The 14,721-nt window shown below is 70.0% G+C and carries 14 protein-coding genes; 3 read left to right on the forward strand and 11 right to left on the reverse strand.

Going from position 1 to position 14,721, the window contains the following annotated elements:
* Positions 1-1,130, forward strand: a 1,130-nt coding sequence (locus A8M77_RS34205; protein WP_158101056.1) for an autotransporter outer membrane beta-barrel domain-containing protein, incomplete at its 5' end; no start/stop codon positions are given.
* 52 nt (positions 1,131-1,182) lie between these two features.
* Positions 1,183-1,815, forward strand: a complete 633-nt coding sequence (locus A8M77_RS34210) for a dioxygenase family protein (RefSeq protein ID WP_086925928.1) — start codon at positions 1,183-1,185, stop codon at positions 1,813-1,815.
* Between the two features lie 9 nt (positions 1,816-1,824).
* Here A8M77_RS34210 and A8M77_RS34215 read toward each other — a convergent pair whose 3' ends face one another.
* The 9 genes from A8M77_RS34215 to A8M77_RS34255 are packed head-to-tail and all read right to left on the reverse strand — an operon-like array spanning position 1,825 to position 9,099.
* Positions 1,825-2,805: a threonine dehydratase gene (locus A8M77_RS34215; protein ID WP_086925929.1), complete on the reverse strand. Its 981-nt coding sequence runs from the start codon at positions 2,803-2,805 to the stop codon at positions 1,825-1,827.
* Between the two features lie 4 nt (positions 2,806-2,809).
* A complete protein-coding gene (locus tag A8M77_RS34220) occupies positions 2,810-3,454 on the reverse strand; it encodes a LysE family translocator (protein ID WP_086925930.1) in 645 nt (214 codons plus the stop codon).
* Positions 3,454-4,140 carry a VOC family protein gene (locus A8M77_RS34225; RefSeq protein WP_086925931.1) on the reverse strand — a complete coding sequence of 229 codons (687 nt, stop codon included), beginning with the start codon at positions 4,138-4,140 and terminating at the stop codon, positions 3,454-3,456. Before A8M77_RS34225 ends, A8M77_RS34220 begins: the two co-directional genes overlap by 1 nt.
* Before the next feature lie 8 nt (positions 4,141-4,148).
* Complete coding sequence (locus tag A8M77_RS34230; RefSeq protein ID WP_192871719.1) at positions 4,149-5,060, reverse strand: PhzF family phenazine biosynthesis protein; 912 nt, start codon at positions 5,058-5,060, stop codon at positions 4,149-4,151.
* A 5-nt stretch (positions 5,061-5,065) separates the two neighbouring features.
* Positions 5,066-5,707 carry a glutathione S-transferase family protein gene (locus A8M77_RS34235; protein WP_086925933.1) on the reverse strand — a complete coding sequence of 214 codons (642 nt, stop codon included), beginning with the start codon at positions 5,705-5,707 and terminating at the stop codon, positions 5,066-5,068.
* A gap of 2 nt (positions 5,708-5,709) precedes the next feature.
* Entirely contained in the window at positions 5,710-6,348 is a 639-nt protein-coding gene (locus A8M77_RS34240; protein WP_086925934.1) for a LysE family translocator, read from the reverse strand.
* Positions 6,345-7,568, reverse strand: a complete 1,224-nt coding sequence (locus A8M77_RS34245) for an aminotransferase-like domain-containing protein (RefSeq protein WP_086925935.1) — start codon at positions 7,566-7,568, stop codon at positions 6,345-6,347. Before A8M77_RS34245 ends, A8M77_RS34240 begins: the two co-directional genes overlap by 4 nt.
* Positions 7,565-8,503: a DMT family transporter gene (locus A8M77_RS34250; RefSeq protein ID WP_086925936.1), complete on the reverse strand. Its 939-nt coding sequence runs from the start codon at positions 8,501-8,503 to the stop codon at positions 7,565-7,567. The genes A8M77_RS34245 and A8M77_RS34250 overlap by 4 nt, the downstream gene beginning before the upstream one ends.
* The gene (locus tag A8M77_RS34255) at positions 8,500-9,099 is read right to left on the reverse strand and encodes a LysE family translocator (RefSeq protein ID WP_086925937.1); all 600 of its coding nucleotides are present in this window, start codon (positions 9,097-9,099) and stop codon (positions 8,500-8,502) included. The genes A8M77_RS34250 and A8M77_RS34255 overlap by 4 nt, the downstream gene beginning before the upstream one ends.
* Positions 9,100-9,201: 102 nt before the next feature.
* On the opposite strand from A8M77_RS34255, the gene A8M77_RS34260 reads away from it, so the two are divergent.
* Positions 9,202-10,629: an aminotransferase-like domain-containing protein gene (locus tag A8M77_RS34260; protein WP_086925938.1), complete on the forward strand. Its 1,428-nt coding sequence runs from the start codon at positions 9,202-9,204 to the stop codon at positions 10,627-10,629.
* Between the two features lie 9 nt (positions 10,630-10,638).
* Here the strand turns inward: A8M77_RS34260 and A8M77_RS34265 are convergent, their stop codons facing one another.
* Together A8M77_RS34265 and A8M77_RS34270 are read right to left on the reverse strand one after the other, a co-directional pair.
* The gene (locus A8M77_RS34265) at positions 10,639-12,390 is read right to left on the reverse strand and encodes a phospholipase D family protein (protein ID WP_086925939.1); all 1,752 of its coding nucleotides are present in this window, start codon (positions 12,388-12,390) and stop codon (positions 10,639-10,641) included.
* Positions 12,391-12,467: 77 nt separating this feature from the next.
* Positions 12,468-14,366: an ATP-binding cassette domain-containing protein gene (locus A8M77_RS34270; RefSeq protein ID WP_086925940.1), complete on the reverse strand. Its 1,899-nt coding sequence runs from the start codon at positions 14,364-14,366 to the stop codon at positions 12,468-12,470.
* Positions 14,367-14,721 lie beyond the last annotated feature (355 nt).

Here is a 14,721-nt window from a genome sequence, read left to right on the forward strand (position 1 = left end):
CGGTGCAGGTGGCGCCGGGGGCGCAGGCGCCGCCGGCACCCCCCGCGCCGCCTGCGCCCCCGGCGCCACCTGCACCGCCGGCACCGCCGGCACCACCTGCACCACCTGCACCACCGGCTCCTGCGCCGGTCGGCGTCACCGCCTACCGCGTCGAGGTCCCGATCCTGGCGGCCCTGCCTTCGCAACTGCGCCGCGCCGACATGGTGATGCTCGGCGGCATGCGCTCGCGCATGGGCGACGACGACGCCAGCGGGCGTCCCATCGCCAGCCTGACGCCGGTCGCCGGCGCGCTGTCGAACGAGCGCCATGCCTGGGCCCGCGCGATCTACAGCGACCTGGACATCCGCCAGTCGGGCATCGCCAACCCGTCGACGCAGGGCCACGTGAGCGGCCTGCAGGCCGGCACCGACCTGTACGTCTCGCAGCTGGGCGACTGGCGCGCCGGCGTCTACGTGGGCCATCTCGACGGCGATGCCGACATGCAAGGCTTTGCCAGCGGGCTCTACCGCCCGGTGGGCAGCACGGACCTGCGCAGCCGCTACCTCGGCGCCTATGCCACCTACGCCAACGCCACCGGCTTCTACGTGGATACCGCGCTGCAGTACGGCTCGCAGCGCTACACGATCCGTCCGCTGGGCGCCTTCGCGGCCTCCGGCAAGGGCAACAGCCTCACGGCCTCGGTCGAGGTGGGCCAGGCCTTCTCGCTGGGCGGCAACTGGACGATCGAGCCGCAGGCGCAGCTGAGCTACCGCCGCTCCAAGGTGGACGACCTGCTGATCTCCGGCGCGCTGGTGCAGCAGGACGACGCCAATGGCTGGACCGCGGGCCTGGGCGTGCGGGTGAAGGGCGACTTCGCGACCGCCGCCGGCCGCCTGCAGCCCTATGGCCGCATCGGCGTGGTCCACGGCAACGATGCCGGCGACACGGTGCGCTTCATCAACGGCGGCTTCATCACGCCGATCGCCAGCGCCAGCCGCTTCACCTCGGTGGAGGCCGCGGCCGGTGCGACGCTGTCGGTGACCAAGGCGGTGAGCGTCTATGGCGAGCTCGGCAAGGTCTTCGCCACGGGCGGCGACACGCGGGTGAAGTCCTCGGTGCAGGGGGCGGTCGGCGTCCGGGTGCGCTGGTAGAAAAGGGCGGCGCAGGCCGGAACTCGCACGCGGCCGGCGGCTCCCACCGCCCATGGCTGCGTATCCTTCCTCCCTCCTTCCGCGCCGCACGGTCGCTGCGGCTTTCGTTGCGGTACCGGTGCTCTGGCTGGGCGCCCGCGCGCAGCCACAGCCGGCGCGCATCGCCACGCCGGCCCAGACCGAGGGGCCCTTCTACCCCGTCAAGCTGCCGGCCGACAGCGACGGCGACCTGCTGCGCAACGGCACGCTGAGCTACCGCGGCGGCCAGCCGGCCTGGGTGGAGGGCAGCGTGACCGATCTCGAAGGGCGGCCGCTGCGCGGTGCCCTGGTCGAGATCTGGCAATGCGACCAGGACGGCCATTACCACCACCCGGGCGACGGCGATCGCGCCGACGCGGCCTTCCAGGGCTTCGGCCGGGTGGCGGTCGACGCGCAGGGGCGCTACCGGTTCCGCACCATCCGTCCGGTGCCCTACAGGGGGCGGACGGCCCATATCCACGTGAAGGTGAAGATGGGCGGGCGCGAGTTGCTGACCACCCAGCTCTACGTGGCCGGCGATTCCGGGAATGCCCGCGATTTCCTGTGGCGCAACCTGCCGGAGCCGGCCCGTGTCGCCGTCACCGTGCCCTTCGAGCGCGGCGCGGACGGCCTGCGGGCGCACTTTCCGATCGTCGTCGCCGCCTGAGCGGCTTTTTCAGGCGCCTGCCGACAGAACTTCGGCGAAGACCGGCGCATCGACGTTGCCGCCGGTCAGCGCAATGCCCACCGTCTTGCCCGCCCAACGGCCGCGCTGCTGCACCAGGGCCGCCAGCGCCGCGGCGCCCGCACCTTCGGCCACGTTGTGGGTGTCGGTGAAGAGCATGCGCATCGCTTCGGCCACCTCGTCGTCGCTCACCGCGACCACGTCGTCGGCCTCTTGCTTCAGGACTTCCAGGGCCTCGGGCACCGGGGTGCGGCAGGCCATGCCGTCGGCCAGGCGCGTGGTGACCGGCGATTCGAGCACGCGGCCCGCGCGGAAGGAGTCCAGGTAGGCGGTGGCATGCGTCGACACGACGCCCACGAGCCGGGTCCTGACGCCGCAATGCGCGCGGGCCGCCGCGGCGGCGGCGAAACCCGAGCCCAGCCCGATCGGCACGAACAGCACCTCCGGCGGCCCGTCGGGCGCCTGGGCCAGGGCCTCGAAGAACTCCACGTAGGCACTGGCGACGCCGCGCACCAGCTCGCGATGAAAGGAGGGCACGCGGTGCAGGTCCTCGGCCTCGGCCAGCCGGGTCGCATGCTCGCTGGCGGTCTGGAATTCCTCGCCGTGCTCGATCAGCCTGACGCCCAGCCCGCGCATCGCCGCATTCTTCTCGACCGAGTTGCCGTGCGGCACCACGATGGTCGCGGCCAGGCCGTGGCGGCGCGCGGCGAAGCCGACCGACTGGCCATGGTTGCCGCGGGTGGCGCTGATCACGTGGCGCACGCCGGGCTGCTCGCGCGCCAGCGTCTCGAAGTAGGTGAGCCCGCCGCGCACCTTGAAGGCGCCGGCCGGCGTGTGGTTCTCGTGCTTGGTCCAGACCGTGCAGCCCAGGCGCTGCCCCAGCAGCGGCCAGGCGTACTGCGGGGTCGGCGGCATCGCCGCGTAGACGGTGCGGCGCGCGGCCTCGATCTCGTCGGGGGTGAAGCGCGTCATGGCCTCAGCTCCGCTGCGGCATCGCGATGCGCACGGCCAGCGCGGCCAGCACGCTGCCCATCAGGTAGCGCTGGGCGCGCAGCCAGCCTTCGCTCTTCGACAGGAAGGCCGTGAGCTGCGCGGCGCTCAGCACCAGCAGCAGGTTCACCGCGCCGCTCACGCCGATCTGCACCGCGCCCAGCATCAGGCTCTGCAGCAGCACCGAGTCGCGTTCCGGATGCAGGAACTGCGGGAAGAAGGAGAGATAGAACATCGCCACCTTGGGATTCAGCAAACTGGTGAGAAAGCCCATGCTGAACAGCTTGGCGGGTGGATCGTCCGGCAGCAGGCGCGCCTCGAAGGGCGCCGTGCCGCCGGGCTTGACCGCCTGCCAGGCGAGCCACAGCAGGTAGGCCGCGCCGGCGAGGCGGATCGCGTCGAAGGCGAAGGGCACTGCGATCAGCAGCGCCGTCAGGCCCAGGGCCGCAGCCATCAGGTGCACCACGAAGCCCAGCAGTACGCCGGCCAGCGACATCAGCCCGGCAGCGCGGCCCTGGCACAGCGTGCGCGAGACGCAATAGATCATGTTGGGGCCGGGCGTCAGCACCAGCACGAAAGCGGCGAGCGCGAACAGGGCGAGCTCGGAGAGATGCAGCGGCAGGGGGTTCATCAGATTCCCTTGGAGTCGAGCGTGACGGTGCCGCGCGGCGTATCGAACACCGCACGCAGGTTGGGCGCGCCGGCGTTCACCGGAATGCCGGCCAGGCCGACGGCATGGATCGCTGTCGCCAGATCTTCGGCACGCGGATGCGAGAGGGCGAGAGAGCGCAACTGGATGCCGGCATCGGCCATGCCGTCCGCCGGGTGCACGGCGCCCCATTCGATCAGCGTGGGCAGCGCGCCGTAGAAGAGGCGCTGGCCGTCGTCGCGCACCGTGATGCGCCAGTCGAGGCGGCCGGCCGGTGTGTCGCGCGAGGCTTCGAGCACGCGGCCGCGGTCGATGCGCTGCCGTGCCAGCGCCTGGACGGCAGCGCCCGTGTCCGGCACCTCGGCCACGACATGCACCAGTTGCGGCCCGTTGCGCGCAAGCGCGGCCTGCAGCGAAGGATCGTCCAGGTCGAACCAGCGCAGGAAGGCGGCGGGCCGCGCCGGCCTGCGCCCTGGATCGATGGCGATGATTTCCAGGTAGGCGCGCGGGAAGCCCGCCGATGCGATCTTCAGTAGCCGGTTGTGCGTGCCCATCAGTGGATGCTCGCCGCCCGGTCCGGGTGCCACGCCGAAGGTGGCCTCGCACCACTGCACGCCTTCGTCGAGGCTGCGGGCCGCGATCACGAGGTAGTCGATGCGCGCGGACATGCCCTGGACTACAGCGTCACCTTGCCGTCGATGCAGGTGACCGAATTGCCGCCGACCCAGACCTGGCCCTCATCGTCGCGCTGGACGTGCACGCGGCCTGCGCGGCCGAGGCACTGGCCCTGCGCCGCGAGGTAGCGCGTGGGCAGGTGTCCCTCGGGGATCAGCCACTGCGCAAGGCTCGCGTTGAGGCTGCCCGTGACCGGGTCTTCCTCGACGCCGATCGGCGCGGCGAAGGCGCGCACCTCGAGGGCGATGTCCTCGGCATTCGTCCGCGCGAAGGCGCGTGCCTCGCGGTTCGAGCGCGCGATCAGCGCAGTGGCGGGTTCCTCGTCGCGCGCGGGGATGCCGGCCACGCCCACCTTCTGCCCGAGCTCCTTGAGCATGCTGTGGTCGGGCTTGAGCGCGAGCACGGTGTCGGCATCGGTCAGCAGCAGCCCCAGCCACACGGGGCCGTTGTCGAGCAGCTGCGCGGCCACGATCTGCTGCGCCTTCAGGCCAAGCGCCGCCGCCACCTTGGCCAGCAGCGAGGGACTGGGCGCAGTGCGCCGGGAGGGCGGCGCGGCGAAGACCAGGCGCTCGCCGTCGTTGCGGATCGGCACCAGGCCCGTCGTGCACTGCTGCACGATGCGCCCGGGGGTCTTCGGCCGGCCGCCGGCCTCCAGCCAGGCATGGCAACTGCCCAGCGTCGGATGGCCGGCGAAGGGCAGCTCCCCGCCGGGCGTGAAGATGCGCACGCGGTAGTCGGCCGAGGGCTCGGTGGGCGGCAGCAGGAAGGTGGTCTCCGACAGGTTGGTCCACTTGGCGAAAGACTGCATGGCGGCATCGTCCAGGCCGCTGCTGTCCAGCACCACGGCGAGCGGATTGCCGGTGTAGGGCGTAGCGGTGAAGACGTCGACTTGCTTGAAGGGGCGGGTTTTCATCGGTCTCATTCCAGGGCGAGGTCGAGCACGCCACGCGCGCCGGGCCGGCTGCGCAGGTCGGCGAACCAGCGTTCCACATGCGGCCAGCTCGGCCGCGTGTACTCGGTCTGCGGCAGGCCGAACCAGCGATGCGCTTCGCAGCCGACCGGGATGTCGGCCATGGTGAAGTGCTCGCCGGTCATGAAGGGGTGGGTGGCGAGGTGCGCGTCGAGCAACGCGAACAGCGGCTCGGTGGCGCGCACCGAGCGGGCGATCACGGCAGGATCGCGCTGTTCCGCCGGCGTGCGGATCCATTGCCTGAAGGCGCCGCCGCTCGCGGGGTTCAGCGTGGTCTGCTGCCAGTCCATCCAGCGCTCGGCATCGAAGCGCGCGGCCAGCGGCTCGGGGTAGAGCTTGCCGGGGGAATGCCTGGCGCACAGGTAGCGCACGATCACGTTCGATTCCCAGAGCGTGACGCGGGCTTCACCTTCGCCGTCGTCGATGGCCGGTACGAGCGCGTTCGGATTGAGCGCCAGGTACTCCGGCGTCTGCACGATGCCGAACTTGCCGCCGGCCTCGGTGCGCTGGAAGTCCAGGCCGAGTTCCTGCGCGCACCACACGACTTTGCGGACGTTGATGGAGCTGATGCGCCCCCAGATATTGAGCATGGTCAGAATCCCTTCGAGGGTCGATCGATCAGAAGAAGCCTGAGCGCGAGACCTGCCATTGCCGCGGCCAGCAGTCCGCGCTGGAAGCGGGCAGCGCCGCGTCGATGACGCAGCCAGCGGCCGATCATTCCGCTGCAGGCACCCAGCACGGTATTGAACACGAGGCCGGCCAGGGAGAGCGTGACCCCCAGCCATGCCAGCTGCGCCGCCACGCTGCCGCGCGCCGGATCGACGAACTGCGGCAGGAACACCATGAAGAAGAGCAGCGCCTTCGGGTTCACGAGGTTGTTGAGCCAGGCGCGGCGCAGCACCGGCACGAAGCCGGCCTGCCCGGCCGTCGCACCCGGGCGCGCGCCGCCCGAACGCAGCGCCTGCCAGGCGAGCCACAGCAGGTAGATGGCGCCCGCGTAGCGCAGCAGGTCGAAGGCAGGCGGCCAGGCTGCGACCAGCGCAGTGACGCCGGTGGCGGCGCAGAGGGTATGCACCAGGTCCGCCCCCGCGATGCCCAGCCCCGCCGCGAAGCCGGCCCGCGGGCCGAGCGCGATGCCATGGGAGAGCACGAAGGCCATGTTGGGCCCCGGCGAGAGAAACAGCGCCAGCACCGCCACCAGGAACAGCGCGAGCGTGCCGAGCGTGATCACGCAGGGGCTCCCGCGCTGGCGGCCAGCTGGCGCTGCACCTGGGCGACCGCGTTGTTCGCGAGCTGCTCGCGCACCGCATCGGCCAGCGCGCGGATCGCGGTGTCGATCTCGTCGACGCTGGCGGTCACGAAGGACAGGCGCAGCGTGCGCGGGTCGCCGGCGCCGGCGTAGAAGGGCGCGCCCGGCACGAAGGCCACGCCGCGCTCCACCGCGTTGGGCAGCAGCGCCACCGCGTCCATGCCCTCGGGCAGGCGCAGCCAGAGGAACATGCCGCCGGCCGGCTTGTTGAAGGCGACGCCCAGTCCCTGCATCTCGCGCTCCAGCGCGGCGAGCATGGCATCGCGTTGCCGCTTGTAGAGCGCGCGGATGGTCGGCACGTGGCGCGCGAGGAAGCCGTCCTTCATCACCTCCGCCACCATGCGCTGGTTGAAGCTGGGGCTGTGCAGGTCGGCCGCCTGCTTGGCCTGCAGCAGCTTGGGGTAGATCGCCTTCGGCGCCACCAGGAAGCCCAGGCGCAGGCCGGGCGCCAGCACCTTGGAGAAGGAACCCAGGTAGATGCTGCCCTCGGGATTGCGCGCGGTGAGCGGCAACGCGGGCGCCTCGTCGAACCACAGGTCGCCGTAGGGGTTGTCCTCGACGATCGGCAGGCCGGCCTGCGCCGCGGCGGCCGAGACCGCCGCGCGGCGCGCCTCGGTCATGGTCCGGCCGGTGGGGTTCTGGAAGTTGGGCAGCAGGTAGACGAAGCGGGCATCCTTCGCCTTGGCGCGCAGGTCGTCCACCAGCACGCCTTCGTCGTCGCTCGCCACGCTCACGGCTTCAGGCTCCATCGGCGAGAAGGCCTGCAGCGCGCCGAGGTAGGTGGGCGTCTCCACCAGCACGCGGCTGCCCGGGTCCAGCAGCACCTTGGCAATCAGGTCCAGGCCTTGCTGCGAGCCGGTGGTGATCAGCACCTGGGCCGGATCGACGGGCCAGGGCAGCATCTGCGCCACCGCTTCGCGCAAGGGGCCATAGCCCTCGCTGGCGGCGTACTGCAGGGCGGCCTGGCCGTCCTTGTGCAGCACCTCGGCGCAGGCTTCGGCGAAGGCGCTGATCGGGAAGGTCTTGGGCGACGGCAGGCCGCCGGCCAGGCTGATGATGCCGGGGCGCTCCGTGACCTTGAGGATTTCGCGGATCACCGAGGGGTTCATCTTCTCGGCGCGGGCGGCGAGTTTCCAGTTCATGTCGTTTCCTTTGGATGGGCGAGTCGTTGTGGGGAGGCGGCGGGGCGCGCCTGCGAGAGCTTCTTGCCGGCGACCACGGTGGCCACCACCGCCGCCGCGAAGCCGAGCGTGACGAGATCGAGCGGCTCGCCCAGGAGCGGCACCGCGGCGAGGATCGAGAGAAAGGGCTGCAGCAGCTGGGTCTGGCTCACGCGCAGCGCGCCGCCCATGGCAAGGCCGCGGTACCAGGCGAAGAAGCCCACCCACATCGAGAACACGCCGACGTAGACGAAGCCCAGCCAGGACGAGGTCGCGACCGGCTGCTGCGGCCAGAGCCACAGCGTGGCGGGCAGCGTGACCGGCAGCGCCATCACGCACACCCAGCAGATCACACGCTCCGCGCCCAGCGCGGGGGTGACCTGCGCGCCGTAGATGTAGCCCAGCGAGGCGGCGAACACGGCGCCGACCAGCAGCAGATCGCCCCACGCGAAGCCGAAATGCTGGTCCCCGGCGCGCAGCACCGAGAACACGATCACCAGCGCGCTGCCTGCCAGTGCGCAGAGCCAGAAGCCCAGCCGCGCCCGTTGGTGCAGCACCCAGGCGGCGCAGGCCGCGGTCACCAGCGGCAGCAGGGCGGTCACCACCGCCGCATGGCTCGCGGTGACGATGCGCAAGGCGAAGGCGAGCAGGAGCGGAAAGCCGATCGCGTTGCCCAGCATCGCCATGCCGAGCGGCTTCCATTGATGGCGTTGGGGCAGCGGCGAGCGCGTGGCGAGCAGGAAGATCACCGACAGCACGCCGGCCAGCGCCGCGCGGCCCAGGGTCAGGAACCAGGGCGAGAGCTGCGGAGCGTCCTGCGTGCCGGTGGCGAGCCGCGTCATCGGCAGCGTGACCGCGAAGAAGGCCACGCCCAGCACGCCCAGCCACATGCCGAGGGTTTCGTCCTTGATCCTCATACGCTGGCCATCCACCAGGCGGTGAGCACCAGCACCGCGGCCATCACGCGGTTGAACCACAGCAGCCGCCGCCCCTGGGCCAGCCAGCCGCGCAGCAGCGCGCCGGCCAACGCGTAGACGAAATTGCTGGTGAAGGCGTAGACCAGCATGACAGGCGCCACGATGGCGAAGCGCTGCAGTGCGTCCGGCTGCCCCGCGATCCACGTCGCCACCAGCGTCAGCGCCAACAGCCACGCCTTGATGTTGACGAACTGCAGCAGCACGCCCTGGGTGAAGCCGACGTGCAGCTGCTTGCCGTTGGCCTGGCCCAGCGAGGCGCTGGCGCTGAGCTTCCACGCCAGCCACAGCAGGTAGGCGATGCCCAGCGCCTTGATGACCCAGCGCAGCGAGGGCACGGCCACCACCAGCGCGCCGATGCCGGCCGCGCACAGGCCCAGCAGCAAGGTCCAGCCGACCGGCACCGCGATCACGAAGCGCATGGCGCGCGGCAGTCCGCCATTGGCCGCCAGCGCGGTGGACAAAGTGGTGTTGGGGCCGGGCGAGAAGCTCATCGCCGTGGCCAGCACCAGCAGCGCGGTGAATTCTTGCCAGTTCATGGCACACACTCTAAACTGGTGACCATTACAGTACCGATACAGTTTGACGAACATGAGTCGAGCCTGTATCGGTCCGGCGATCGACACAGAACAGACGCGCAGATGCTGACACGAACCTCCACCCAGTCGCTGACCGAGCAATTGGCCGGCCGTTTCGCCGAGCGCATTCGCACCCGCTTGCTGGCGCCTGGGGCGCGATTGCCCTCGGTGCGCGAATGCGCGCGGCAGCAGGGCGTGAGTCCGCACACGGTCGTCGCTGCCTACGACCAGTTGCTGGCGCAGGGCCTGGTCGAGGCGCGGCGCCAGCGCGGCTTTTTCGTGCGCGATGCCATCGCGGCGCAGGCCGGGCCGGCGCTGTCGACGTTGGGGCCGCTGGCCGAGCCGCCCGCGGCGCAGCCGGTGGCGGCGGATGCGAGCACGCTGATCCGAGGCATGTTCCACCGGCCCAGCGACAAGCCGCAGCCGGGCATGGGCGTGTTCCCGTCGGACTGGCTGGAGTCGCCCTACGTCACCGCTGCCGTTCGCCGCGTGACCAGCTCACGGGCGTTGCAGGACTTTTCGCTGCAGTACGGCGAGCCCGCCGGGGACGGTGGTCTTCGCCGCAGCCTGGCGACGAAGCTCGCCACCATCAATGTGCCGGCCGGTCCCGAGCAGATCGTGACGACGGTGGGGGCCACGCAAGCGCTCGACATCGTGAGCCGCACCCTCCTGCGCCCGGGAGACCCGGTCATGGTCGAGGAACCCGGCTGGGCCCTTGAGTTCGCACGCCTGGAAGCACTGGGCATGCGCATCCTGCCGGTGCCGCGCAGGGCCGACGGTCCCGACCTCGACGTGATGGAGCGCTATTGCCAGGCAGGCGATGGCCACAAGCCCAAGCTCTTCGTCAGCGTGAGCGTGCTGCACAACCCGACCGGCTACAGCCTGACGCCGGGCAGCGCCCATCGGGTGCTGCAACTGGCCAACCGGCACGACTTCCACATCGTCGAGGACGACACCTACAGCCACCTGGCGCCCGAGCATGCGACCCGGCTGAGTGCAATGGATGGCCTGCAGCGCACCGTCTACGTGAGCGGCTTTGCCAAGATCCTCGCCCCGAACTGGCGCATCGGATTTCTCGCCGCCTCGCCGGACCTGGTGGGGCGGCTGCTCGAGACCCGGCTGCTGGCGACGCTGACCACGCCGTCGCTCTTCGAGCGCGCGCTGGCCTGGGTGATTGACCAGGGGCAGTTGCGCCGGCACGCCGAGCGGGTGCGCCTGCGTCTGGACGGGGCGCGTGGCCGCACGGTGAAGCTGGCGCTCGCCGCGGGGTGCAAGCTGGCCTCCGAGCCGGCCGGCTTGTTCGGCTGGGTCGACACGGGCGTTGACACCGACGCGCTGACCCAGCGCATGCTGGACGAGGGCTACCTGCTCGCGCCGGGCTCGCTCTTCCATGCGCGGCGGCCGCCTAGTACCCTGATGCGGATCAACTTCGCCACCGCACAGGACGCGACCTTCTGGAAGGTGTTTGCGCGTGTCAGGGCGCAGGTGTGAGCGCAGGGCTCATAACAGCCTGTCCGGCGCCAGGGGGCCGAACAGCCGGAGGAGCAGGCGCAGGCCCGCGCTGGCATCCGGCTCGGTCGAGCTGTCCTTGAGGCCGCTGTTCTCTGGCGCGCGCCAGACCAGGCTCCCCTTGTCCCGCTCGACGCGCCATGCGGCCTCGCGCATCGCTTCCTCGATCTGACCGGCGGCCACCTGGGACAGCGTGTCACTGCGGATCAGCAGCGCGATCTCGGTGTTCTGCAACTGCGAGCGCAGGTCCAGGTTCATCGACCCGACCACCAGCAGGCGACCGTCCATCACCAGCATCTTGGAATGCAGCATCGAGCGCGACTCGCCCGTGCTGCCGCCGGAAGAGCCGAAGGCGCTGCCGAGGCCGGCCTGCTCGCTGCGCAGTTCGTACAGGCCGACGCCCATCGTCAGCAGTTCCTCGCGGTGCCGGGCGTAGCCGACGTGCGCGGCCGGTGCGTCGTTGGAGGCCAGGGAGTTGGTCAGCACGCGTACCTTCACGCCGCGCGCCAGCGCGGAGGCGAAGGCCTGCTTCATGTCGTCGCCCGGCACGAAGTACGGAGAGATGATCAGCAAATCGCGCTGCGCCTGGCCGATCAGGTTCAATAGCCCCTCGACCACAGTGTCGCCTCCGGCCGCGGTATCCGCGGCGGACTCGAGGGAGTTTCTCGGTGCCGCTGCCGAGGGGCGCCTGCCCTGCTGCGTCACGACAAGGCCGGGTGCCTTCTCCGCGCCAGCGCTGCCGCGCGGCGTGTCCGCCGGGATCTTGGCAGGCTTGTCGACCAGCACTGCCGCCGGGGCCCACACGAAGCTGGCGGTGCGAAGGTCCATGGGCTTCTGGTCCCAGCTTCGGTCGCGCTGTGCCTGCGCGGGTGCGCCGAGGCCGCGCGGGCGGGGTTCGCCATCCGGCGGGCGCGGGGCGTCGCTGTCGCCGTCCTTCTTTTCGCGTTCTGCGCGTGCCTCGTCACGCAGCGCATCGAGTTCCTCGCGTTTCACCAGCGACTGGACGGGGTAGGCGCGCTTGTCGTTCCAGTAGGCATCGAAGCTGCGGGAGAGGTCCTGCACGATCGGGCCGGCGGCCAGAACGTCCATGTCGACGAAGTTCGCCGAAGCCGCATTGTCGAAATAGGCATCGCCCAGGTTGCGTCCGCCCGTCACGCCCAGCACGTTGTCGGCGATGAACAGCTTGTTGTGCATGCGCTGCTGGATGCGACCGGCGTCGTCGACGGCGTTGAACAGGCGGGTGAAGCTGAAGCGGCGCGAGCCGGGCAGGGGGTTGAACATCCGCATCTCGACATTGGGCAGGAAGGCCATGCGCATCACCAGCGCGTTGCGGCCGGTGCTGTTGAAGTCGTCCAGCAGGATGCGCACACGCACGCCGCGACGCGCGGCGTCGTGCACCGCAGCCAGCAGCCGCTCGGTGCTGGCGTCCGCATGGATGGCGTAGTACTGCAGGTCCAGTGTCTTCTGCGCGCCCTCGGCCAATGCGAGGCGACTGCCGTAGGCGGCGGGCGCGCCACCCAGCAGGATGAAGCCGGATTCGGATCGGGCCGAGGCCGCCTGCCGGCGCTGCTGGACCAGGGCGGCGAGCTGTGTGCCGGCGGGCGATGCGAGGGCGTTGGAAACGGGCCGCTCGACGTTCTGCGGCAGTTCGGCGCAGGCCGAGAGGAGCAGGAATGTCGTGCACAGGGCCGTGCCGCAGCGCCGCAGGGTGGTCGCGATCGAGTGGACGGCCTTGGTGTTCATGCAGTGCGCCGGAAGCCAGGAGGACTTTTGTATAGCGCAGCGGCGGCCGGCTGCGCGTCGGACGAAGGCGCCGGTCTCTATCCCCGATGCACCGTGTCCAGCGCTTCCCAGCGCTCCATGGCGGCCAGCAGTTCCTCGTCGATCTGCGCGTGGCGTTGCGCGAGTTCTGCGGCCCGGGAGGCTTCGTTGGCGTAGATCGCACCGCCGTCCAGCTCCAGCACTTCGGCGATGCGCTTCTGTTCGTCCTCGAGTTCGGCGATGCGGCCGGGCAAGGCATCGAACTCGCGCTGTTCCTTGTAACTGAGCTTCCTGGAGCCGCCCGTGCGAGGTGTCGCGGCGACGGAGGGCGACGACGCCGGGGGTGTGGACGATGGCGCGGGAGTGGCTCTTTGCGCGGCGATCTCGCGGGCTCGCCTGGACTGGAGCTGCCAGTCCTCCACGCTGCCTTCGTATTCGCGCCAGAGTCCGTCGCCCTCGAAGGCGATGATGCTGGTGACCACGTTGTCGAGGAAGGTCCGGTCGTGGCTCACCAGGAAGACCGTGCCGTCGTAGTTCTGCAGGAGTTCCTCTAGCAGTTCAAGCGTGTCGATGTCCAGGTCGTTGGTCGGCTCGTCCAGCACCAGCACGTTTGCGGGCCGTGCGAAGAGGCGGGCCAACAGCAGCCGATTGCGCTCGCCGCCGCTGAGCGAGCGCACGGGCGACTGGGCGCGCGCCGGCGAAAAGAGGAAGTCGGCGAGGTAGCTCTTGACGTGCTTGCGCTGGTTGCCGATCTCGATCCATTCGCTGCCGGGGCTGATGAAGTCTTCCAGCGTCGCGTCGAGCTGCAAGGCATCGCGCATCTGGTCGAAGTAGGCCACCTGCAGGTTGGTGCCCCGGCGAATCCTGCCGCTGTCGGGCTCGAGCTCGCCGAGGATCAGCTTCAGCAAGGTGGTCTTGCCGGCGCCGTTGGGGCCCAGCAGCCCGACCTTGTCGCCGCGCAGGATGGTGCCGCTGAAATTGCGGATCACTGTCTTGTCGCCGAAGGATTGGGTGGCGCCCGCCAGCTCCGCGACGATTTTCCCGCTTGCCTGGCCCGAGGCGATATCCATGCTGACGCTGCCGAGCGCCTCGCGCCGCGCCACGCGGCGGCTTCGAAGCGCCTCGAGACGATTGATGCGGCTCTGGCTGCGGGTGCGGCGCGCCTCCACTCCCTTCCGGATCCAGACCTCCTCCTGGGCAAGCAGCCTGTCCGCCTTGGCGTTGACGATGGCTTCCTGGGCGAGCTGCTCTTCCTTTTGCGCCAGGTACTGCTCGAAGTTGCCCGGATATGAGCTCAGCTTGCCGCGGTCCAGTTCCACGATGCGCGTCGCGACGCGGTTGAGAAAGCTGCGGTCGTGCGTGATGACGACGACGCTGCCCTTGAAGTCGATCAGCAGCTGTTCAAGCCATTCGATCGAGTCCAGGTCAAGGTGGTTTGTTGGCTCGTCGAGCAGGAGCACATTGGGCGAGGCCACGAGCGCCTGCGCGAGCGCGACGCGCTTGCGGGTTCCGCCCGACAGCGTGCCGACGCGCGCTGCGCCATCCAAGTGCAGGCGGTGCAGGGTCTCTTCAACGCGCTGCTCCCAGTTCCAGGCGCCCAGCGCCTCGATCTGCGACTGCAGTGCGTCGAGGTCCAGGCCGGGTGCACCCGACAGGTATCGATCGCGAAGCGCGATCGCCTCGGACAGACCGACGCTGGCCGCGGTAAACACGTCCGCGTCCATGTCGAGCGCGGGATCCTGCGCGACGTAGGCGACGCGCAAGCCCGTTTGGAGCTGCAGCGTGCCGTCGTCGGGCTTCTCCAAGACGCCCAGAATCTTGAGCAGCGAGGATTTGCCGGCGCCGTTGCGGCCGATCAGGCCGATGCGCTCGGCTTCGAGCAGGGAGAAGTCTGCATGATCGAGCAGCGGCACGTGGCCGAATGCCAGCTGTGCGTCGAGAAGTGTGATGAGAGCCATGTGCCGCGGATTATCGGAGGGGCTCTGGCGTCCTTATCTTGGCGACGTGTCTGGTGCCCGCTCCGGCTGCCGGCTGCGTCGGTGCTTGTTTGCTGAGCCGGTTTCGGCTCGGCGCGAACTTCCTTCAAAATGGCATATACTTGCAGGCTCTGCTGAAAACGACTGATCGTTCAGCGCCTCGCTAGAAGCAAGCGCGGCGACAGTTGAAAAAAGCAGGCTTCGGAAGTGGCGGGCCTTTCAAAACCGTGTCATAATCGAAGGCTCCGCTGAGGACGCGGTTAGTTGTTTGGGTATCGATGCTGTGAGGTGTTGGTGGCTTGGGTGGCTGGCGAGTCTGGGGTGTGATGAGGAGGGG

Origin of the sequence: Variovorax sp. JS1663, assembly GCF_002157355.1 — a bacterium.
Classification (GTDB): Bacteria; Pseudomonadota; Gammaproteobacteria; order Burkholderiales; family Burkholderiaceae_C; genus Variovorax.